At 30.9% G+C, this 21,035-nt stretch carries 19 protein-coding genes; 6 read left to right on the forward strand and 13 right to left on the reverse strand.

Annotated features, from left to right (window positions below; all coding sequences use genetic code 11):
* Positions 1–31: 31 nt before the first annotated feature.
* Positions 32–979 (reverse strand): hypothetical protein, encoded by a 948-nt coding sequence (locus tag A2255_03550; GenBank protein ID OGI21251.1) that lies wholly within the window; start codon positions 977–979, stop codon positions 32–34.
* A 201-nt stretch (positions 980–1,180) separates the two neighbouring features.
* Between A2255_03550 and A2255_03555 the strand changes: the two genes are divergently transcribed.
* Entirely contained in the window at positions 1,181–2,203 is a 1,023-nt protein-coding gene (locus A2255_03555) for a hypothetical protein (GenBank protein ID OGI21252.1), read from the forward strand.
* A gap of 60 nt (positions 2,204–2,263) precedes the next feature.
* On the opposite strand, the gene A2255_03560 is transcribed toward A2255_03555, so the two are convergent.
* A complete protein-coding gene (locus A2255_03560; protein OGI21253.1) occupies positions 2,264–2,542 on the reverse strand; it encodes a hypothetical protein in 279 nt (92 codons plus the stop codon).
* A gap of 183 nt (positions 2,543–2,725) precedes the next feature.
* On the opposite strand from A2255_03560, the gene A2255_03565 reads away from it, so the two are divergent.
* On the forward strand, positions 2,726–3,691 hold the full coding sequence (locus A2255_03565; GenBank protein ID OGI21254.1) for a hypothetical protein: 966 nt from the start codon (positions 2,726–2,728) through the stop codon (positions 3,689–3,691).
* A 380-nt stretch (positions 3,692–4,071) separates the two neighbouring features.
* On the opposite strand, the gene A2255_03570 is transcribed toward A2255_03565, so the two are convergent.
* On the reverse strand, positions 4,072–5,913 hold the full coding sequence (locus A2255_03570) for an excinuclease ABC subunit C (GenBank protein OGI21255.1): 1,842 nt from the start codon (positions 5,911–5,913) through the stop codon (positions 4,072–4,074).
* A gap of 170 nt (positions 5,914–6,083) precedes the next feature.
* On the opposite strand from A2255_03570, the gene A2255_03575 reads away from it, so the two are divergent.
* Positions 6,084–7,586 carry a hypothetical protein gene (locus A2255_03575; GenBank protein OGI21256.1) on the forward strand — a complete coding sequence of 501 codons (1,503 nt, stop codon included), beginning with the start codon at positions 6,084–6,086 and terminating at the stop codon, positions 7,584–7,586.
* Positions 7,587–7,629: 43 nt separating this feature from the next.
* Here the strand turns inward: A2255_03575 and A2255_03580 are convergent, their stop codons facing one another.
* The 8 genes from A2255_03580 to A2255_03615 all read right to left on the reverse strand — a co-directional run bounded on the left by A2255_03580 (position 7,630) and on the right by A2255_03615 (position 16,321).
* Positions 7,630–7,878, reverse strand: coding sequence for a hypothetical protein (locus A2255_03580; protein ID OGI21257.1), 249 nt, complete (start codon positions 7,876–7,878; stop codon positions 7,630–7,632).
* 185 nt (positions 7,879–8,063) lie between these two features.
* Positions 8,064–8,459 (reverse strand): hypothetical protein, encoded by a 396-nt coding sequence (locus A2255_03585; GenBank protein OGI21258.1) that lies wholly within the window; start codon positions 8,457–8,459, stop codon positions 8,064–8,066.
* A 33-nt stretch (positions 8,460–8,492) separates the two neighbouring features.
* Positions 8,493–9,245 carry a hypothetical protein gene (locus A2255_03590; protein ID OGI21259.1) on the reverse strand — a complete coding sequence of 251 codons (753 nt, stop codon included), beginning with the start codon at positions 9,243–9,245 and terminating at the stop codon, positions 8,493–8,495.
* Positions 9,211–9,972 (reverse strand): hypothetical protein, encoded by a 762-nt coding sequence (locus A2255_03595; GenBank protein OGI21269.1) that lies wholly within the window; start codon positions 9,970–9,972, stop codon positions 9,211–9,213. Before A2255_03595 ends, A2255_03590 begins: the two co-directional genes overlap by 35 nt.
* 34 nt (positions 9,973–10,006) lie before the next feature.
* Positions 10,007–11,746, reverse strand: coding sequence for a hypothetical protein (locus A2255_03600; GenBank protein OGI21260.1), 1,740 nt, complete (start codon positions 11,744–11,746; stop codon positions 10,007–10,009).
* 118 nt (positions 11,747–11,864) lie between these two features.
* On the reverse strand, positions 11,865–13,361 hold the full coding sequence (locus tag A2255_03605) for a leucyl aminopeptidase (protein OGI21261.1): 1,497 nt from the start codon (positions 13,359–13,361) through the stop codon (positions 11,865–11,867).
* Between the two features lie 530 nt (positions 13,362–13,891).
* Entirely contained in the window at positions 13,892–15,727 is a 1,836-nt protein-coding gene (locus A2255_03610; protein OGI21262.1) for a hypothetical protein, read from the reverse strand.
* Positions 15,728–15,742: 15 nt separating this feature from the next.
* Positions 15,743–16,321, reverse strand: coding sequence for a gliding-motility protein MglA (locus A2255_03615; protein OGI21263.1), 579 nt, complete (start codon positions 16,319–16,321; stop codon positions 15,743–15,745).
* 359 nt (positions 16,322–16,680) lie between these two features.
* On the opposite strand from A2255_03615, the gene A2255_03620 reads away from it, so the two are divergent.
* Positions 16,681–17,301: a hypothetical protein gene (locus A2255_03620; protein OGI21264.1), complete on the forward strand. Its 621-nt coding sequence runs from the start codon at positions 16,681–16,683 to the stop codon at positions 17,299–17,301.
* Between the two features lie 149 nt (positions 17,302–17,450).
* Positions 17,451–18,257 carry a purine-nucleoside phosphorylase gene (locus A2255_03625; GenBank protein OGI21265.1) on the forward strand — a complete coding sequence of 269 codons (807 nt, stop codon included), beginning with the start codon at positions 17,451–17,453 and terminating at the stop codon, positions 18,255–18,257.
* 78 nt (positions 18,258–18,335) lie between these two features.
* Here the strand turns inward: A2255_03625 and A2255_03630 are convergent, their stop codons facing one another.
* Complete coding sequence (locus A2255_03630; protein ID OGI21266.1) at positions 18,336–18,779, reverse strand: hypothetical protein; 444 nt, start codon at positions 18,777–18,779, stop codon at positions 18,336–18,338.
* Between the two features lie 159 nt (positions 18,780–18,938).
* Here A2255_03630 and A2255_03635 point away from each other — a divergent pair, with 159 nt between their 5' ends.
* Positions 18,939–20,069: a hypothetical protein gene (locus A2255_03635; protein OGI21267.1), complete on the forward strand. Its 1,131-nt coding sequence runs from the start codon at positions 18,939–18,941 to the stop codon at positions 20,067–20,069.
* A 57-nt stretch (positions 20,070–20,126) separates the two neighbouring features.
* On the opposite strand, the gene A2255_03640 is transcribed toward A2255_03635, so the two are convergent.
* On the reverse strand, positions 20,127–20,972 hold the full coding sequence (locus tag A2255_03640) for a hypothetical protein (protein OGI21268.1): 846 nt from the start codon (positions 20,970–20,972) through the stop codon (positions 20,127–20,129).
* Positions 20,973–21,035 lie beyond the last annotated feature (63 nt).

Here is a 21,035-nt window from a genome sequence, read left to right on the forward strand (position 1 = left end):
TAAATTCTCAAGCAGATTCTATTAATTTACTTTAAACTTTGTCTTTATCATCCACAACTAAATTAACAGTGTCTTTATAATTTGCCAGATATATAAATTTATAAAGCATATACGGATTAAAAGAACTGCTGCCTTCAGATAACATAAGCTTTAATGCACTTGAAGATGCAATAGCTCTTTTATAAACCCTGTTTGACACAAGTGCATCATATACATCAGCAATGGCAGTGACTTGAGCAAATAATGAGATTTCCTTGCCTTTTAACCCATTAGGATATCCCCCACCACCATATCTTTCCTGATGTTCAAGAGCTACTTGAGAGATTTTGTCAGAAAAACCCATTTTATTCTTAATATATTGGTATCCAAGTATTGAATGATTTCTCATAAAATTAAATTCATCCGGATCAAGTTTTCCGGGTTTATTTAAAATATTCTTTGGAATCTCCATTTTACCAATATCATGTAAAAGTGCACCAAGCGCTAAATCTTTAATATCTTCTTCATTAAATCCAAGAATAATTCCAAGTGCTGTACTCATTGAAGAAACATTAACTGTATGAGAAAAAGTGTACTCATCAAATATTCTAAGCTGACTTATACACTCGATCTGCTCTATTTTACTGCCAACTTCTTCTACAATTGTATTTCTTGCAGCCTCACAAATATCAATATCAGGTTGCTCATTATCATAAATAGCCCTGAGAACTTTTTTAGTACTTTTAATAAGAAAGTCCGTTGCTGTATCAGAAATAACAGATTTACATTCATTAATTCCCTGGGATTTTTCTGGCTGATTATTTTCAAAATCCAGAGAAACAGGTTCGCTTCTCCTATACACCTTTTTATAATTCAGCATCATTAAAAAATCAGGTGTAAACTTATCTCCACTTTGATATATGACCTCACCATTTTCATCATATAAATCAAAATCCAGCTTATCATTTCCGACTAATTCAAGTGGTATTATACGCTGCATTGCAAACCTGTATCCTTTAAAAAACAATATTTAACCGGTATTACGAAAGTCGGGTAATTAAAAATCAAGCAGATTTTTCTTATTATTCAATTAATACAATATATGTAAGGTTTTTAACATTATAATACAATCTTTCAAAATAACATATTTGATTATTCAAGTTAGTAGCAAAAACTATTTATTTTTAGGGGAGGAAATTGGATGACAACTGCTAAGTACCTGTCAGGTACACTGCTTGTTCTGTTAACAATGAATTTTCAGGCTTTTGGCATGCCTCAAAAAAATTCTGATTTAATAAATATTGAATTTCAAAGACCGTCTACGGAGCAACATTTAGCACAAGCCAATAACATAAATACCCAAAATGAATTTAAAGAGATTATTTCAGACATGAAATATCAACTTTTGTCTGCTCAAAATGAAATAGAAAAATTGCAGGAGACAAATTACCAGCTTAAAAACTCTTTAGATCAAAAAGAACAGCAAATAAAAGAATTATCTCAGCCAAATAAATATGAGGTAATTACAACTTTGAACACTAAAGATAATGAAATAGATAAACTTAAAACTCTTATAGCAACTTATGAGCAGAAAATTCAAAGTTTATCGCAAATAAATAACAATAAAGTTGCGATTTTAAGCACTAAAGATGATGAAATTAATGAGCTTAAAACTCTTACAATGAACCATAAACAAAAAATTAATGATTTATCTCTACAATTAGTCAATCTAACTAATGAATTAAACAAGACAAAAGATAACTTTCTTGCTTATTCACAAAAAAATACACAACTTATTAACGATAATATGACATTACACGAAAGTTATCTGGATTTACAGTCTAAAATAACCAATCTTAAAAGCCAAATCGAGCAGGAAAAAACCTTAGAAGCAAATCTTAAAGCTCAAAATATTCACTTAAAAGCTATTGAATACCTAAAAAAAGATAAAAATAATGCTGCACTATTCTATTTCAATCTTGCAAAAGCTTATCAAGACAGCAAAGATTATCAGCAATCAATTGAAAACTATAATATGACTCTAACAATAAATCCTAATTTTAAGGAAGCCTATCGTGAATTAGGTATAGCATACGCAGAAGCAGGCAAATATAATGATTCAATTAAAACTCTGAATACATATCTTAAATATTCAAACAGTTTACAGGAAGAACAACTCGTAAAAAGCTTTATTTCAAGGATAGAGAAAGCTATGCAAAGTTAAATCAATCAAAATAAAAAAGATGTACTTTAAAGTACATCTTTTTTATTTATAAATTATTAATTAAGCAAAGAAGTTTAATTTTGCTCCGCCTGTGCCATTAACTGCACCTTCGTTACCTAGAGCTCCTTCTTGCAATAAACTACGGCCATTTAAAAACTTTTCTCTGGCTCCATTAAATGCAGTATAGTCTACCGGCTGAGAATTATATTTCTGTGTTAAAGACGCAGATGCTTTAGACAGATAATCCTCACCAGCAGGCTTAAACCCAACCTTTTGAACCTGTTGAGGATTTGAAACTGAAGCGAATTGAGGGAAAACACCTTTTATCTTATCAATCATAAACCACCTTTTTTAAGAGCCCATATATAATTAAAGTAATTTAATCATAAAAATTTACCCGATTAAATAATTTTCTTTTCAAAATTTTACATAAAATAAAACTGAAATATATTTAGATGTCTAGATTAAGGAGCTTTCAAAAAGTGTTATATTTTATTAGATTAAATAATGTCTTGGATAATTATGAAAATAGTAACCATTATAAACCCAACTTCAGGAAATAAAGATACCAATTTATTAAAGCAAGAATTGTTGAAGCGATTCTCAGGATTTGAGTTTGAGATTTGGGAGACCAAGCAATCGCTTCATGCTGTTGATTTAGCTAAAGAAGCCGTAAAAAAAGAATTTGACATTATTATAGCTGCAGGAGGCGATGGAACAGCAATAGAAGTCATCGCTGGCATGATAAATTCGAAGGCAAAACTAGGGATTATACCTTACGGAACAGGGAATCTGCTTGCAGCTAATCTTGGAATCCCAACAGCAAATATAACAAGGACAATGGATATAATACTTGAAAATCATACCCAAAAAATTGATATAGGCAAAATAAACGGTAGATATTTTGCCTTTATGGCAGGTTGTGGTTTTGATGCAAAAATTATTAATGAAACATCCCGTGAAAAAAAGAAAAAATATGGCCTGTTAGCTTACTTTTTTGAGGGCATATTGCAATCCATCAGACCTAAATACTCTTCTTTTAAGATAAAGCTTGATAATAAAAAAGTAATTAAAGTACGAGCATTAACAGTTATGATCGCAAATAGTGGAAATATAATTGGAAATAAGTTTTCTATTGCACCTCAAGCTTCACTCTCAGATGGTTTATTAGATGTAATAGTAATATCACCAAAGCGTACCAGTGATTATTTACCCATTCTATGGCAAATAATCACAAAACAATTTGACAAAAAATCAAGCAAAATCAAGCACTATCAGGTTAAAGAGGTTGAAATCAAATGTCGGCCTAACATATTAGTTCAGGCTGACGGAGATATAATAGACAAAACACCTGTAAAAATTCAGGCTATCCCTGAAGCAATAGAGGTTATAACGCCCAAAACACCTTGTAAGTCAGCAGCATCTAACGTAGAAGATCATCTAAAAAATATTATCAAGTTTGCCTTAACTGATTTAAGGACTAAATAATATAGATAAAAAGGTTTTTTCAGTAGAATTTTTGATAAGTAATTTCAATAAAATCATAAAATGGTAATGGTAAATAAGTGACTGATAAAGGTAAACCTGTCATTCTGAGGTGGATAAGAACATATTCAGGAAATAAAAATGTACAACATTAATCAATTTTTGTCATTGCGAGAAACGTAGTGACGAAGCAATCTTTCCAAATAACAATTATAGGTAATAAGCCAAGTTGGAAAGATCGCCACGGTTTCTAAAAGAAACCTCGCGATGACAGTGCGTATTACTGTAAGGGTTGTTAACCAATGACAGTGCGAAGCACCTTGCGATGACTATAAGTTAGATTCTGACCTTTTCCCATAAAACAGCCTCATAATGCTGTTTTTTTAATTTAATTTAGCTGCATGTAAATGCTTATAGACTTTACGGGCGAGAGCTTTTCCTATAACTCTCGCAATTTCAGATTCTGTTACGGTCATGATATTTTTAACATCACCGAAATGGTCTAATAGGAACTTTTTTTTAGTGAGGCTTAGTTGTGGAATCTCATCTAGTATTGATTTTATGGCCTGATTTTCTCTTAACTTTCTGTGATAGGCTATTGCAAACCTGTGGGCTTCGTCTCTGATTTTTTGAAATACGAATAAAGCCTGCGAGTTACTCGGGAAAATAACAGGTTTTGGTTCATCGGGAAGATATATTTCTTCAAACTTTTTAGCTAAAGATACTATAGGCTGATCTGTTAAGCCTAATTCTTCCAGGGATTCTCTTGCTGCTGAAAGTTGTCCTTTTCCGCCGTCCACAATAATGAGTTCCGGTAAATCAATATTATCTTTAAGCAGCTTGGCATAACGTCTTTTTATGACTTCTCTCATTGCAGCATAGTCATCGGGCTTGCCTTCATGGGTTGATCGTATTCTAAATCTCCTATATTCTGATTTGAAGCTTTTACCATTTATGAAAACAACCATACTGGCAACTGTATTGGTTCCCTGAATATGAGATATATCAAAACACTCGATTCTATAAGGAAATTTTGGCAAATTTAATTTTTCCTGAATATAAGACCCTATTTCATTCCAATCATTCTGAACTTTGCTCATTTCTGACAATTTGAGATTTTCAAGGTGTGATGCGGCATTTTTTATAGCCATCTCAACAAGTTCATGCTTTGTTTGTAATTTAGGTGTAATAATATTCACTTTATTCTCTTTTTTAGTGCTAAGCCACTCAGAAAGCAGGCTTCTATTCTCTTCTTCCTGATCTTCCTGGATCAATATTTCTTTTGGAATATCATTTTTTTCAATCATCTGGTAATATTCTTGAATAAAAGCTATTATTGCTTCTTTCGGTGAGTGTATTTGATCTAATTTGATGTCAAAATCTTCTTTTCCTATAAGTCTTCCGTCTCTTACTTTAAGAAGCACAAGACTCATTCTTAAATTATCATGATCATATCCAATAATATCCTGATTAACGCTAGTATTATCAGTTACAACTTTTTGTTTTTCAACAACTTTCATTACATCAAAATAACTATCTCTATATTTGGCAGCCTTCTCGAATTCTTGTTTTACTGAAAAAGCTTCCATCTGGCTTTTTAATTCTGCGAGAAGTTCAACTTGTTTGCCAGATAAGAATAGTTCAACTTGCTTAACAACTTTCTTGTATTCTTCAGCAGTTGTTAATATTTGACAGGGGCCAAGACATTTTCCTATCTGGTAATACATGCAGGGTCGATCTTTAAACCTTGGATTTTTACATTGTCTTAGGGGAAAAAGCTTTTTTATCAACTCAAGAGTTGAATACATCGCTCTTGAGTTGGTATATGGTCCAAAATATTTATCTTTTTTGTTTTTATCTTCAACTTTTCTTGCAATTATTATCCTTGGATATTCATCACCGGTAATTACAAACCAAGGGAACTTCTTATCATCTTTTAGAAGTACGTTATATTTGGGTTTGTGCTTTTTTATCATGTGTGATTCCAGAATAAGGGCTTCAATTTCAGAATCAGTAATGATGAACTCAAATCTGACAATTTGAGGAACCATGACTACTAATTTCGGAGAATCATGGTTTTTTGCAAAATAACTTTTCACCCTTTTTTTAAGGCTTTTAGCCTTCCCGATATAAATAATCTCATCTTCCTGGTTGTACATTAAATAAACACCAGGAGCTTCAGGTAATAGAGATAGTGAGTCTTTTAGTGAGATATTAGTTTTCATAGTTCCATAAAAAATAAGTTTTACCAATATAATTATATCAAAATGGGCTTATGAAGGGTAATTTAAGCAGGATTTTGTTAAACTGGTTTATTCCATGGTAGTATGAAGAAAATATAAATTAGCGATTTAAAAGAGTTTTAGATAGATTTATTAGTTAAAATTTTAATAAGATGAATATAAAAAAATTTTTATTGAGTGATAATTCGTATAAAGTTTATCTTGTAACAGCAATATTGTTTGGCATATGGTTTAGGATTTATGGGCTTGATATTCAGAGTTTCTGGTTTGACGAACTGGGAACAGCTGCCGTTGCTTCATATCCAAAGATTGCAAGTATAATTGGTTATTGTTTAATGCTTGACGTACACCCGCCTTTATACCACATATTCACATATTATTGGGTTAAAATGTTCGGTAATTCAGAAATATTATTTAGATTGCCTAGTGCTATAGCTGGAATAATAACTATATTCCTTATGTATTTTGGAGTTAAAAAGCTCTTTAATAAATATATAGCAACTTCTGCAACAATATTAATTGCTTTATCAGGCTCAGCTGTTTATTATTCTCAAGAGGCGAGATCTTATAGCATTTTATTGTTGTTTTCAACCATTTTAACTTTACTGTGGCTCGATATATTAGGGAAAATAAGAGAATCTGAATTACAAGTAGGTAAGCTTGCAATATATGGCATTATGAGTATAATTATATCATATCTGCACTATTTTGGCGTTGCACTCATCTTTTTTCAATTGATATATCTGATTTTTACCGCATTATTGTTTAAAAATAACTTTAAAAAAGTGTTTTTGCTTAGTTTTATAATTGCTTTCTTCTTTATGCCTTGGTTTCTATACCATTTTATCTATATTAAAGATAAAACAGGGGGAAATTTCTGGATTGCCAATCAGGGAATAGTATTTTTCATGGAGTTTTTGAACTTTGTCTTTAATAAGTATTTAATCGGACTGATATTTATACCTTTTCTTATTAACTTAAAATCATTTTCAAAGATCTTTTTAGATTATAAAAAATGGTTAAAGCTTGATTCTGCTACATTAAGCTTATCGTATTTATCATTTTTCCCTATTTTAATATTCTTCCTGATATCTGTGCACACTCCTATTTTAATTCCAAGATATTTGATAATATTACTCCCTTCTATTTATTTATTGATTGCGATTTTAATCTCTTTAAATCAAGGATTTAAAGAGATTAAAGGAAATATTTATATTTTTATTATTTCTTTGCTTGGAATTATAGCGTTTTTATCACCTATAAATGGTAATGGATATAAATTTTACTATGATTTATACAAACAAAACTGGAGAAGTGCAAGCAATTACATAATTAGCAATCTTGCTGATAACTCAATTATTTTAGTAAACAAATTCCCGCCAACTTACAGCTATTATTTTGATAAATTTAATAAAGATAAAAAAAGTTTAATGATTAGGAGCCTGAGAGATCCTGATATGCGCTATTTTAATATTAGAGAAATATATGATAAAGCATTTTTTGCAGTTGAAGTTGAATTAGATAAGCCTCTGGAAGAACAATTAGAAAAAGATTGCAAGGTTTATAAGAAGATTCCCTTTGCAGGTGGTTTATTTGTGTATGAATGCAGGTTCAATAACAAAACTTTGCGCAACTTGCACCAAAGTCAGGAATAATCCCCAATAATTTATTTTGAAATCGCTACAGAGATCATTTAAATTATATTTTTAAACTAGTAGTTATATTGAAACCCTTGTCACTCAGCTCTTTTAAGCTTTTTAAGCACGCAAATGTGAGCGATGGACGAGATATGAAATCTTTAGATTCGAAAGTACTAAAATTATTTTCGTAAGTATCAACAGCTAATTTTACTCCTTCTTGAAATCCTTTAGCTTTGCCTTTTGCATAAGATAGTCCAACTGTACCTGCTACACCACCAACAATACCTAAAATTGCTTTTGTGTCCATTTCTTAACTTCTTTCACAACTTTTTATAATTTCATATACTTAAAAACATATCAATAAAAAAAATTGCTAATTTATAAAAGATATTAAGTATAGTATTAGGTTGGGCAAAAGTTTGACCCAACCTAATACTACTGAAGTACATACCGTGCATCCTTCAAATTTTATTTTAAAGAATAAAGCCTAAATTACTTTGAAATAGTTTGTATTAAGACTTCTCTTGTTCTTGGGCCGTCGAATTCTGCAAAGTATATTCCTTGCCATTGTCCTAGCATTAATTTACCCTTATTGATAATTAAATTAAGTGAACATCCTACTATACTTGATTTTGCGTGAGCATCGGAGTTTCCTTCTGTATGCCTGAATTCTTTATAATCAGGAGACATTTTGTTAAGACTGAATAATAAATCTCCTTTTACAGCAGGATCAAAAGCCTCGTTTATAGTAATTCCGGCTGTAGTATGGGGGCAAAATATAACACAGATTCCATTCTGGATATTTAATGCTTCAACTATACCTTTAATTTCTGATGTAATATCAATTAAATCATTCTTTCTCTGTGTTTTTACAGTTATTTTTTCCATATAAACTCCTTTATAACACTGAATAACTAAAGATTATTTCTCAATAATTTTGGTTGTTGCAATTCCCAACCCATAGAAAAACAAAATGACACCTGTTAAAAATATTTGAGTAAACAGTTCTGACGAAGTAAGGAAAACAGAAGCAATAAAAGATCCGATAATTACTTTTTTCCAGGATGTAGTTAGTTTTTTAGACTTTATAAAGTCTGTTTTTATTAATAACATAAGAAATACTGGGAGCTCAAATGCTATACAGCTAATAAGAATTGTATTTAGACAAAAAGATACATATTTTGAAATACTAAGACTTGTAACTGCAAGATCTGAGTTAAACCCTAATAAAAAGAATAATATTAAGGGAATTAAAGCGTAATAAGCGAATAAAATTCCAAAAGTAAGCAATAAAAAACCACTACTAACTAGGATTAAAAAAAGTTTCCTGTTTTCACTTTTATTTTGGAATTTAAATTTTGCAAATTGGTAGGCAATAAAAGGAAAAGATAAATATAATCCAAAGAAAATTGCTATTTTTAATGACGATACAAGTATCTCATCAGGTGCAAAATGAATAAACTTTATTGTAAATGGTACTTGTAATTGAAGAGCTTTAATTAAATAACCGGAAAGAAGAAGTCCTAAAGTAAATGCAAATAATAAAGCAACAGCAGAATAAATAATTCCAATTTTTAATTCATTTTTATTATTTATTACAGGTTTAGAGTTTTTATTAATAAAACCCGAGTGTATGCTTTTATTGTTTAAATCTTCTTTGACGCATTGCCTCATACAATACAACTCCAACTGAAACGCTTAAATTTAGAGATTCTACCTGTTTATTCATAGGAATGGTTATTAATTCATCAGCTTGATTTACTAATTCCTCTGAAAGACCCTCTGCTTCTGAACCAAACATTAAAATAGTCGGTTTTTTATAGTCCACTTCATAATAGGAAATAGGCTTTTTATTTTCAGCAACTACAGTTGCTACAAAATTACTAGACTTAAGTTTATTTAGTTTATCTTTTATTTGGGATTTTGTGCTCATATAAATTATTGGTATTTTCCACAGATTAGCTGCGCTTGATCTTACTGTTTTAGGGTTGTAAATATCAACAGTTTCGTCTGTAAGAATAATTCCTGAAGCATCACTGGCTTTAGCCGTTCTAATTATTGTTCCAAGATTTCCCGGATCTTTTATGTTTTCTAGTAATAAAATTAGTGGATTATCAGTCTTGAAAAGATCTTCTATTGAGAATTTTAACTGATAAGCCGTGGCTATGATTTCAGGGGGACTTTCTGTAGTTGAGATTTTTTTTAGAATTTGCTCATTTACTCTGTAAATTTTATCTTCTGGAAAACCTGTTAATGGTTTATTAAAATCACTGCTTATGAAGATATCTTTTAGCTGTAACTTCGAACTTAAAGCTTCACTAACTCCTTTATATCCTTCTATCAAGAATAGTCCTAGTTCATTTCTCCTCTTTTTTTGATGGAGAGAATAAACTTCCTTGATTATTGGATTTTGAACACTGGTGATTTCTTGCATTTTAACCCATCGCTCTTTTTTGATATTCTTTTAGCCACACAATTTCTTGTTCATTTAACATATCATAATCAATTAAATTTTCATCAAATTTAGATCTGGTTAGAGTTTTAATTTTTCTGCCCGATTCTGTTTGAATGATAGTTACGGTATTTTCAAGCCTTACTCCGCCCCATTTATCACTGTATAATCCTGGCTCTATGGTAAAACACATATTTGGATAAAGCTTTGTTTTAGATGCATCTGAGGGGCCTAGACGTGGAGGGGATTCGTGGACTGCAATTCCTACCCCATGCCCGGTACCGTGAGCAAATTTAAATGATTCATCTGTATTTTTTGTTACTATTTTCCTAACTGTTTTATCAATATCAAAACCTGTCGTTTCTTCGTTCACATTATGGTTTAAACCATTAATAACTGCTTTTAATACTTTTGTATAAATATTTTTTGCTTCATTAGAAGCCTCAGCCTTTGCTCCTCCAGCTAAAAAAGTTCTAGTCATATCGGTAGCATAACCGCCTTCGAAATATGCGCCACAATCGAGTAGTACTAGTTCTCCAATTCTTATAAATTTCTCAGGATCAGGGTTAGTATAATGAGTTATAGCTGTATTTTTACCGCTTGCTGCTATAACTTCAAAACTAAGCCCATAAGCTCCTTCTTCGACAAATAAAGCTTTAACCTTATCTGCATAGTCTTTTTCTGATATTTTAAAGCCTTTCTCGAGGTTTTGGTTGAGCCAGGTTATTGCTCTATTCACAACGATATCTGTTTTTCTGAAACAATCTTGCATATGTTCAAGTTCAGCCTGATTCTTTATAATCATCATTTCTGTTATTGGGCTAGTATCTAACTCAATCAGTTTATTTTTTGTGTTTTCAAACTGTCTATATATAAATAAGTTTATTACTTGAGGGTTAAAACCTATAGTTAGAGAATCCTCTCCTTTTATTAAGTCTTTTAGGCAAGTTAGAAAAGAATTTATTTCTTTAAATTCAAAATTCTTACCAAATTTATGCCTAATATCTGTCTGAATTTTATCTAAATCACTAAAAATAATGATTTTATCTTTATATAAAATAGCTCTTGCTTTAAAAGTTGAACTATAAGGGATTTCATCTCCTCGTAAATTAGAAATATAAGCTATTTCTTCCAATTTATCTAAAATAAATATGTCAATGCCAATATTATCAAATTTATCTCTTATTAAACTGAATTTTTCCTGTGCTGTAAGACCTGATAGGTTTGTTGGAATATATCTAATTAAGCCTATATAATCTTCACTTTCAATATTTGCTAGTTTTAAAATTGGGTCATATTCATATTCTTGATGTTTAAGACTTTTTATTTTAAAAATTTCAGCTAGTTTTTTAAAATTATTATAGCTAATTTTTGTACTAACGAAGCCTATTTTCTGACTTTTATTTGATAATTCGGCTATTCTTTCAATTAAAGCTACAGATGGAGATGTGTCCATTCCAACTTTTACAACTGTAACCAGACTTTTATCTGTTTCATTTTCAGCTTGAAGGTGATATCTACCATCTACAAATAGAAAAACATCTTTTAAAGTAACTATTGCATCACCAGTGGAGCCTGAAAAGCCTGTAATAGCATATCTTGAATTTTCGCTTAATTTTATATATTCAGATAAATATTCATCAGTAGCACTAACTATGAAGAAATCAAGGCTTTCTTCCTTCATAAATGAACGTAATTTATTAAGAATAAGTTTATGATCCAAAGTTTATATCCTTTAGTTTAAACATTAGTAACGCTACAACGTAAACTTATAGTTTTAAATTAAGTCTATCCATTTCAAAAACCACAGTTGGTGACTTAAGTTAGGTGATTTGTATCACCTAAACATTTAACAAGTAATTAATTAGGGTTCTTACTCCTGCACCTGATGGACCTTTAGATAACTCTTTTATTTCCTTATCAAGCATTGCAGGACCTGCAATATCAATATGTGTCCATGGTATATCATCAACAAACTCTTTTAAGAAAATTCCTGCAGTTGAAGCACCGGCTTCTCTGGAACCTGAATTCTTAAAATCAGCAATAGGACTCTTTAATGTTTCTTTATATTCATCATATAAAGGTAACTGCCATAACCTTTCCCCACCTATATCAGCTGACTTTATAAGATTATTAATTAAATCCTGATTATTTCCCATAATACCTGATGCCATCCTACCTAAAGCCACCAGGCATGCTCCTGTCAGTGTGGCTATATCAATTATTTGATCAACTTTTAAATTAACTGCATAACAAATTGCATCAGCTAAAGTTAGCCTTCCTTCAGCATCAGTATTATCCACTTCAATAGTCTTGCCATTCATAGCTTTTAAGATATCGTCAGGCTTATAAGCATGCCCACCCGGCATATTTTCACAAGCAGCAACAAGTCCATGAACTTCAACTTGTGGATTTAATTTTGGTAAAATACTCATTACTGCAATTACAGCAGCAGCACCTGACATATCATCTTTCATATGAACCATACTGGAAGCAGGTTTAATATCCAAACCTCCACTATCAAAAGTTACGCCTTTTCCGATAATAGCTATTTTCTTTTTAGTCTGTTCTTTAGGTCTATATATCATATGTATAAACTTAGGTGGCTGTGCGCTACCTCTTGCAACAGCAATAAATGCTCCCATACCAAGTTTTTCTGCTTCTTCTTTTTCTATTATAGTGCATTCAATACCTTCAATAGATTGAGCAATTTCTGCAAGCTTAGTTGGTGTTACTATTGCTGGAGGTTCATTAATCATATCTCTTGCAAAGTTAGTAGCATTTGCAATAATCTGCCCTTTTTCAATACCTTTTTCAATATCGTTAATTTTTGAGGTCTCTAATTCAACAATCTCAAATTTTTCTATTTCTGGATTTTCTTCAGTTTCTTCCTTTTTAGACTTATACTTGGAAAATTTATATGATCCTAAAATTGTTCCTTCAGTTATCATCTGAGCGCAATCGAATGGATTTAATCCAGCAATCCCGGCTCCATGAAGTATTGTGCATACATGCCTGGCTTTTAATGATTTTATTTTCCTGATAGCTGTTGAAGCTACTTCTCTTATTTTATTCAGACTAAAATCTTCAGACTTTCCAAGGCCAATTAAGAGAACTTTATCAGCAGGAATCTTTCCATATGTAGGGATAATGTATAGCTCATTTAATTTGCCTTTAAAACCTTCTTTTTCTATTACATAAGAAGAAATCATATTATCAAGTGCTTCATTGATAGCACCTGTTGCTCCTCCGGGAATTTTGGTGTTTTCAAAAAGGTTTACCACAAGAACATCACAACTTATATCTGTTAAAGAAGCTTGTTTAACTTTTATTTCCATTTCTATCCCCTTATGAATCGATCTTCTTTAGATAATAACATAATATTTATATAGTATTACGTTAAATAATTGTGAAAATAAATAGCCTCCTTTACATAATTTGAAAGGAGGTTGCAATTTAGGCTAAGTAATGAAAAATTTGCAATAAAAAACCCCGTTTACAACAGGGAAGAAGAGATCATGAGGCAGAATTAAGCTTTTTAGCATGCTTAACTATTGTCTAGCTTAAAAATAGTCTCTTTAATTGTTTTGTTTAAAAATAAAAAATAGAAAGATAAAATTTCCTAACTCTCAAACTTTAATTTTGGTTCATTTCCTCACTTGTCCATTAAGATAATACCGTTTCAAGGAGAAATGGATATTAGTCATGAGAATTAAACCTTATTACTCTTAAGAGTAATTTATTGACAAATAGCGTATAAATTGTCAATTTTACACTTATACTTCAGGATATACTCCTGATTTTTAAGGTTTAATAAGGGTACTTTTTACACTATATTGAGCTTTAGCCATATGTAAAAGAGTTAAAGCTAAACTTTTGATTCCTGGTCCTGAAGAGGAAGCCTAAAGCCAAAAATACTACCCTCATTGACCTTACTTTCAACGTATACTTGTCCGTTATGATGTTTTTCAATTGCTATTTTGACAAGATGAAGGCCTAAACCAGTACCTTTTATAGTGTGAGCTTTTGTTTCTACCCTATAGAACCTGTCAAATATTTTACCAAGATGTTCTTCTGGAACACCAATGCCATTATCTTCAACAGATATCTGTAAATAATTACCGGTACGATCAATTTCTGCTCTAACTCTAATTCTGCCGCCATTAAAAGAATATTTAATAGCATTAGATAAGAGATTTTTGAGCACTCTTTCAATGCTTTCCGGATTAATCATAGCTTTTGGCAAATTGGGCTCAATAATAAGCGAGAATGATAATTTCTTTTCTTCCGTAAGTACTTGCATTGATTTTAGAGTAAGTTCTATTATTGGGCCTATTTCAGATAGGGTTTTTTCTAAAACTATATTAGGAGCTTCAAGACGAGAGAAATCTAAAATATCATTTACTGTCTTATTTAGCCTATCTGCTTCCTGATTCATTATTGCTAAAAATTCTTGCTTTGTTTTTTCATCAAATTCATTATTGTAATTATGCAAAGTATCAATATAGCTTCTCAATACTGTAACTGGGGTTCTAAGTTCATGACTTACATTTGATATGAAGCTGTTTTTCATTCTATTGATTTCTGCTTCTTTGGTTATATCGTGCAGGATTATTATGTAACCAAGATAATCATGGTGAGAATCAAATATTGGAGATATTATTACTTCAACAACAGCACTATTAATATTAGCCTGGAAGATAAATGGTCCTGATTCAATTTCTTCCAGCGGGGTATCTTTGAATTTATTTATGTCACACTGAAAACATGCTTCACCATTAGAATCATAATAATCGATAATTCTGCTGTTTAGTAGTTCACGTATTTTTGCATCCAGCATTTTTAATGCGGAATTGTTGACAAGGACAATTTTATCGTAGTTATCGCAAACAACAACACCGTTTGCAATACTCATAAGAACTGCTTCAAGCTTATTTCTCTCATAAGTTAATTGATCGATATTTTTCTCTTCATATTGCCTCAACCTTGCTGACATATCATTAAAAGCGTCAAAAAGCTGTTTAATTTCGCCCCATAAGTCTTTAGATGCAATTTTATAACCAAATTCTCCTGTTGAAACTCTTCTTACTCCATCAACAAGTAATTTGATTTGTCTTGTAATAAGCAATGTATTGATTAAAACAGCAGCAATAGATAAAATCCAGGCTACTGTAAATATTACAACCATCAAATTCCTAGTGGCCTTACCGACAATATTCATTGTATTACCGGTTAATCCAAGCTGAACCGATCCAATAACCTGTTTCGAGTTATTAACATCTGCAACAATAGGCTGGCTGACCTCAATTACATTGGTAAACTTATCATCATCTGAATTATATTCATTATTCCTCGTAGAATATATGATATTACTCTCAGAATCTCTGAAAATAATATAAGCAATATCACTATTATTCTTAACAACAAGGTTAGTGTTTAATTTAAGCCTGTTATAGTACTCAGCCTTACCTGAAATCAAATCCACTCCATTGACTGCAAGCGTTTTAGCCAACATTAAGCCAAAATTATTATAACTGCTAAGGATTGTTTTCTGGGTGTTATCGATAATTACCCAGGCAGTTATAATAATTAGTAAAGAGCTTAACAGCGAACCAAAAATTATCAGCTTATTTTGCGTATTTAAGCTTAAAATATTTGATTTATTATCCTGTTCTTCATTTTTATATTTTAAAATATTGCTCATAATTCATCTTAATAACTATTGCAAACTAGTTAATATAAGATTACTAACAGACTTTAAAGATGCAAAAACACCGCTGCCGTCTTTTGCTATAGCTTCAAAACTAGGATGTCCGCCTTTATTCAAGTCTTTTTCCAAATGCTCCAAACTTAATATGTTTTTCTCATCTCTTTTATTATATTGGAAAACTATAGGAATTGTATCAAAAGATAAACCATAATCTTTTAAATTTTCAATTAGATCATTTAAACTCTCTATATTTTCTTCTCTTTTTTCCAGTCTTGAATCAGCAACAAAAATGATACCGTCAACACCGTTTAATATAAGTCTCCTAGCAGCATTATACTGTTTTTGACCAGGAGCGGTATATAAGCTAAAACTGGTAGAAAACCCTTTTACTTCACCCAGATTGATGGAGAGAAAATCAAAGAATAATGTTCTTTCATTTAATCCTTCCAGGCTTGTCATTTCACTTCTGATTGCAGAATCAAGCTTATTATATATGTATGTTAAATTTGTGGTTTTTCCACTTTCTCCAGTACCACAATAAACAATTTTACAATTTACTTTATGATCAGCGTAATTAACAAAAACCACTTTATTTTATCTCTTTCACTAGGTTTTGTGCGTATTTAACTCAATTTTTAAAGTATTAAATAACTTAATACAACCCATTTTAAATTTTTATACTATTTTTATTATCCACGAAATCTCAATTTCAGACAAGATATGCAATATTTAAGGAAATCATCCGATTTTACTTAATATACTAACATAGGTTTAGCATTTTTATTTAAAATAAAAATTTTTTGAAGATAATATATTTTATAATTAAACTTAACTTTTATGAAATATCATACTATTATTTTAGTTAGATTAGCTATCAAAAAATTCTTTTAAATTACTTATTTCAATGGTAATTAATGAAATAAATGGCATAAAATCTGAGGAAATATATGTTTGATAGAAAATGCAAAATCATATTTATAAGTCATGGTTCTACAATATATACAGACCAGAATAGGCTATATGAAGTAGAAGATTATCCGCCAATTAATGAAAAAGGTCAAAAAGAAATATATAAATTAGCCAATTGGCTAAGAAACTCTGATCAAAAAATCGATACAATATATACAAGCCCTGCATCTAGAGCGATCCAATCAGCTAGAATTATTTCCAAAAATACAAAAAATGATTTTGAAATTTTAGATACCCTGTATGAAAGAAGAGCAGGTATTTGGGGTGGATTGACCTTGAAGCAGATTGAGGGAAAATATCCTGAATTGTTTGAACAGTACAAGAAAAATCCTTGCAATTTTTCTCAGGAAGGTGGAGAATCTACCATTAACTTAAATATTAGAGTCAAAAATATTATAAATCAGCTTGTGAAAAAGAATTTTCAGAAAAGAATAGTTATAGTTACCTATCCTTGTATAATTCAATCTGCAATAAGTGCAGCAATATGCATTCCACCTGAAAGTCAGGAAAGAGTTTATATCCCAACTGCATCTGCAACACAAATTAATTACTATATAGAGTGGTCCAGTCTTGTTTATTCTGCCTATTTGCCATTATAAACATTAATATTAACTGTAAAGTAAGAGCAAAAACTGTTTTTAACAAGATAATGACTGAAATTCTTTCTGATATTACAAATTTGACAAGGCTACCTTATATTTTGATTGTATGTTAAACTAGTTATATCAAAGATTTAAGGTAAGTCAAAATGCAAGAATCAGTAAACTTTATAAAATCTAAATTGTCAGAATTAAATGCAATTCCTAATATAGGATTAGTATTAGGATCAGGGTTAGGTGATATTGCAGATGAAATAGAAGGAATAAAAATCCCTTATTCGGAAATTCCTGGTTTTAGGGCTTCAACTGTAACAGGCCATTCAGGCAATCTGGTAATAGGGAAATTAAACACTAAAACAGTAATAGCAATGCAAGGAAGACTTCATTTTTATGAGGGATATTCTATCAGTGAGGTAATATATCCAGTCAGAGTAATGAAGGCTCTTGGTATTAGTACGTTAATATTGACAAATGCTGCCGGTGGGATTAATAAAAACTTTAATCCGGGAGATTTGATGATAATCGTAGATCATATCAATTTAATGGGAAATAACCCTCTTATTGGAAAAAATTTAAATGAACTGGGGCCACGATTTGTTGATTTAACTTATGCTTATGACAAAGAACTGGTTAAACTTACAGAAAATACGGCAAAAGATTTAAATACACCTACACAAAAGGGAGTATATATTGCTGTAACAGGTCCTACATACGAGACACCTGCTGAAATTAGAATGCTAAGAACTCTTGGCGCTGATGCTGTTGGCATGTCAACTGTACCAGAGGTAATTGCAGCAAATCATATGGGATTAAAAGTTCTAGGAATATCCTGTATAACCAATATGGCAGCAGGTATATTAGATCAACCTTTAAATCATGATGAAGTTATTGAAACATCCAGAAAAACAAAACAAAATTTTACTAAATTGATTAAAACTGTAATAGAAAGAATATAGATTAAATTATAAATTGTCTTTAAATTTAAAATCTTGCAAGGATTAGCTTGCAAGATTTTTTAGTTTTATTATTTTAAATCAGGACTGCCAAAGAGGTAGGCCTGTTTTGTCATCTTTAACTCTTATCAGATCTTGGCCATTAAATGCTTGTATCAGAAATTCCCCGGCAAAAACTATAGTTCCAGGCATTACATGGCCGCCATAAGCTCTCCCGTCTTTATCTGTAACAGTAATATGAAGATGTACAAATGGTTTTCCTTCTTTGATTGAAATATTACCTGTGGCATTAGCTATTTCAAAAGTTTTTTCTCCATTAGGCCCTTTTGGTTCTATATATGAATATTCCTGCTTTTCTTGCTCGTAATATCCCAATTTAGCTTCTCTTACGGCTCCAATTATGGATATCCAGCCAACTTTTATATTATTTTCATCGCAAAACTTGTTTAACACTTCAATCAAGTCATCATTATGAGAAAACTTGCCGATTACAGTTCTATTTGGTTCATAAATCTGGCTCCACATAACAAACTCCTCTATTCTGTTGATAAAAAATATGTTCTTTAAGGTTAAATTTAAAAAAGAATTTCAAATTTCTTAACATAACCTAAAGTTATTTTTATTGTATGCCGATATCTTCAATATAACAGAAATTATTAAGAGAGAATAGGTAAAAGATACACAATGAGCCAAATCCAGAAAATACTTGATAATTCATACCTTGAGAAGTTTCAACATATCATTTCTACTATAGCCAAAGAACAAATTAAGCATACCGTGCTTATAGTAGATGATGAAATTGATAATTTGCAACTTTTAAAAAGAACTTTAAGACGAGATTACAATATTATAACCGCTTCCAATGGGCAGGAAGCATTGGAAATAGTTGAAAAAATTGGTAACGATATATCTTTAATAGTAAGTGACCAACGCATGCCTAGTATGACAGGTACTGAATTCCTTTCTAAAACCACCGATAAGTATCCTCATATTATAAAAATGCTTTTAACCGGTTACACTGACATTGACGCTATGATAGATGGTGTTAATAAATGTGAGTTATTCCAATACATATCAAAACCGTTTGATACAGATGAAATTCAGATGATTATTAGAAACGGTATTAATGCTTATGAATTAACTCTAAGTAAAAATGCTCTTTTACAGGATCTTAAAGAGTTATTCTTTACTACCATTAAATCAGTTTCTAGTGCTTTGGACGCAAAAGACACCTATACTCACGGGCATTCTCATAGAGTAACCTTGTTTTCTTTAATTCTCGCAAAAGCAATGGGGCTTGATGAGATTCTTATGGAAGAAATAGAGATGACAGGACTTTTGCACGATATTGGTAAAATTGGCGTTCCTGAAAGCATTCTTTGTAAGCCTGGAAAATTAACTGATGAAGAATATAATATCATCAAATTGCATCCAGAACGTGGTAAAAAGATATTAAACGGAATAAAGAAGCTTAATAATGTCTCTTTTTGGTTAAGTTGTCACCATGAAAGATGGGATGGACGTGGTTATCCTAAGAACATAAAAGAGAAAGAAATACCTCTTCCTGCAAGAATTATTGCAATAGCTGATACTTATGATGCTATGACCTCTAATCGTTCTTACAGACAGGGATTGCCCCATGAAGTCGCAGCTGAAGAAATAAAACGTTGTGCAGGTTCACAGTTTGATCCTGAAGTTGTAAGAGCATTTATTCAGGTTGAGCATGTATTTAAAACGGCAATTGGTGATCCTGTCAATTATTATCAAGAATATAGCGTTATAAATAAGGTATTTGCAAATAAAAATGATGATTAAACGTATTAAGGGTCAATTATCAATTGGCCCTTAATACGTTTTTATTTAAGTTATTGACTATTCATCAAGTAATTTTTCTTTAACCCAATTTTTGTAGTTATCCATTCTTTTGTTTAAAGGGTAATCATTGTCAGGTAAAGGATGACCTTCCTTGGTCATTTGTCCATCCGTGGGTTGTATATTGCTATTAATATTATTTTTTGTTGAAATTATGTTGCTGTTAACTTCAGTATACTCAGAGACACCAAATATATTAGCCATTTTAAGTGCAACTTTGTCTGAAAGTTCATAAGAAAATCTTTTAATTTTCTCTACAGATACGACATTTTCAGTAAAATACTGAGATGGAAGTGAAAAATCAGCAGTTCTAAAGTTTTTATTATAAGTTTCTTCCCATACTATAATGCCAGTTTGAGGATCGAAAAGAGTAAGTGTTACATTAAGTCTGTAATGTGGCACTAATGGCTTTCCAGTTGGTATATCAAGCTTATATAATAAGCTTCTATCCATTATCTGACTTTGTAAATCGAACCCACCGGAAACAAAAAGAATCTTGCTTGCTCCCATTTTCTTAGCTATTAATGAACAAGAGTCATTATCAATATTATATGTAGTTTTATAATCATAAAGGAGCTTTTGATATTTCTTCTGTAATCCAGAAGATTTAATTATATTTTCGGAAGAATTAAGATCAATTACATTTAAATAAGGCGATTTACTTAAAGCATTAACTATATCGCTTGAAATTAACTGCAATATATTTGGATATAAAGTAATACTAGTTCCCTGTACTGGCACATCGACAGGAAAAACGGTTAATTTCTCTATCTTTTGTGCAAATACAGGATTAGTTATAACTAAAAAAGACAGTATAATTATTAAATTCTTTATTATTTTTCTCATCCCCAAGATACTTCTTTGTGTGTATATTTATTCCATTATAGAGTTTATTATTTATTAAGTTTC

It is taken from the genome of Candidatus Melainabacteria bacterium RIFOXYA2_FULL_32_9, assembly GCA_001784615.1.
Taxonomy (GTDB): Bacteria; Cyanobacteriota; Vampirovibrionia; order Gastranaerophilales; family UBA9579; genus UBA9579.

Coding starts and splice junctions, on each gene's coding strand:
- A2255_03625 (OGI21265.1), top strand. CDS start 17,451: ATGCAAGAATCAGTAAACTTTATAAAATCTAAATTGTCAGAATTAAAT.
- A2255_03575 (OGI21256.1), top strand. CDS start 6,084: ATGAATATAAAAAAATTTTTATTGAGTGATAATTCGTATAAAGTTTAT.
- A2255_03585 (OGI21258.1), bottom strand. CDS start 8,459: ATGGAAAAAATAACTGTAAAAACACAGAGAAAGAATGATTTAATTGAT.
- A2255_03640 (OGI21268.1), bottom strand. CDS start 20,972: ATGAGAAAAATAATAAAGAATTTAATAATTATACTGTCTTTTTTAGTT.
- A2255_03630 (OGI21266.1), bottom strand. CDS start 18,779: ATGTGGAGCCAGATTTATGAACCAAATAGAACTGTAATCGGCAAGTTT.
- A2255_03605 (OGI21261.1), bottom strand. CDS start 13,361: ATGGAAATAAAAGTTAAACAAGCTTCTTTAACAGATATAAGTTGTGAT.
- A2255_03550 (OGI21251.1), bottom strand. CDS start 979: ATGCAGCGTATAATACCACTTGAATTAGTCGGAAATGATAAGCTGGAT.
- A2255_03590 (OGI21259.1), bottom strand. CDS start 9,245: ATGAGGCAATGCGTCAAAGAAGATTTAAACAATAAAAGCATACACTCG.
- A2255_03560 (OGI21253.1), bottom strand. CDS start 2,542: ATGATTGATAAGATAAAAGGTGTTTTCCCTCAATTCGCTTCAGTTTCA.
- A2255_03565 (OGI21254.1), top strand. CDS start 2,726: ATGAAAATAGTAACCATTATAAACCCAACTTCAGGAAATAAAGATACC.
- A2255_03570 (OGI21255.1), bottom strand. CDS start 5,913: ATGAAAACTAATATCTCACTAAAAGACTCACTATCTCTATTACCTGAA.
- A2255_03610 (OGI21262.1), bottom strand. CDS start 15,727: ATGAGCAATATTTTAAAATATAAAAATGAAGAACAGGATAATAAATCA.
- A2255_03580 (OGI21257.1), bottom strand. CDS start 7,878: ATGGACACAAAAGCAATTTTAGGTATTGTTGGTGGTGTAGCAGGTACA.
- A2255_03635 (OGI21267.1), top strand. CDS start 18,939: ATGAGCCAAATCCAGAAAATACTTGATAATTCATACCTTGAGAAGTTT.
- A2255_03620 (OGI21264.1), top strand. CDS start 16,681: ATGTTTGATAGAAAATGCAAAATCATATTTATAAGTCATGGTTCTACA.
- A2255_03555 (OGI21252.1), top strand. CDS start 1,181: ATGACAACTGCTAAGTACCTGTCAGGTACACTGCTTGTTCTGTTAACA.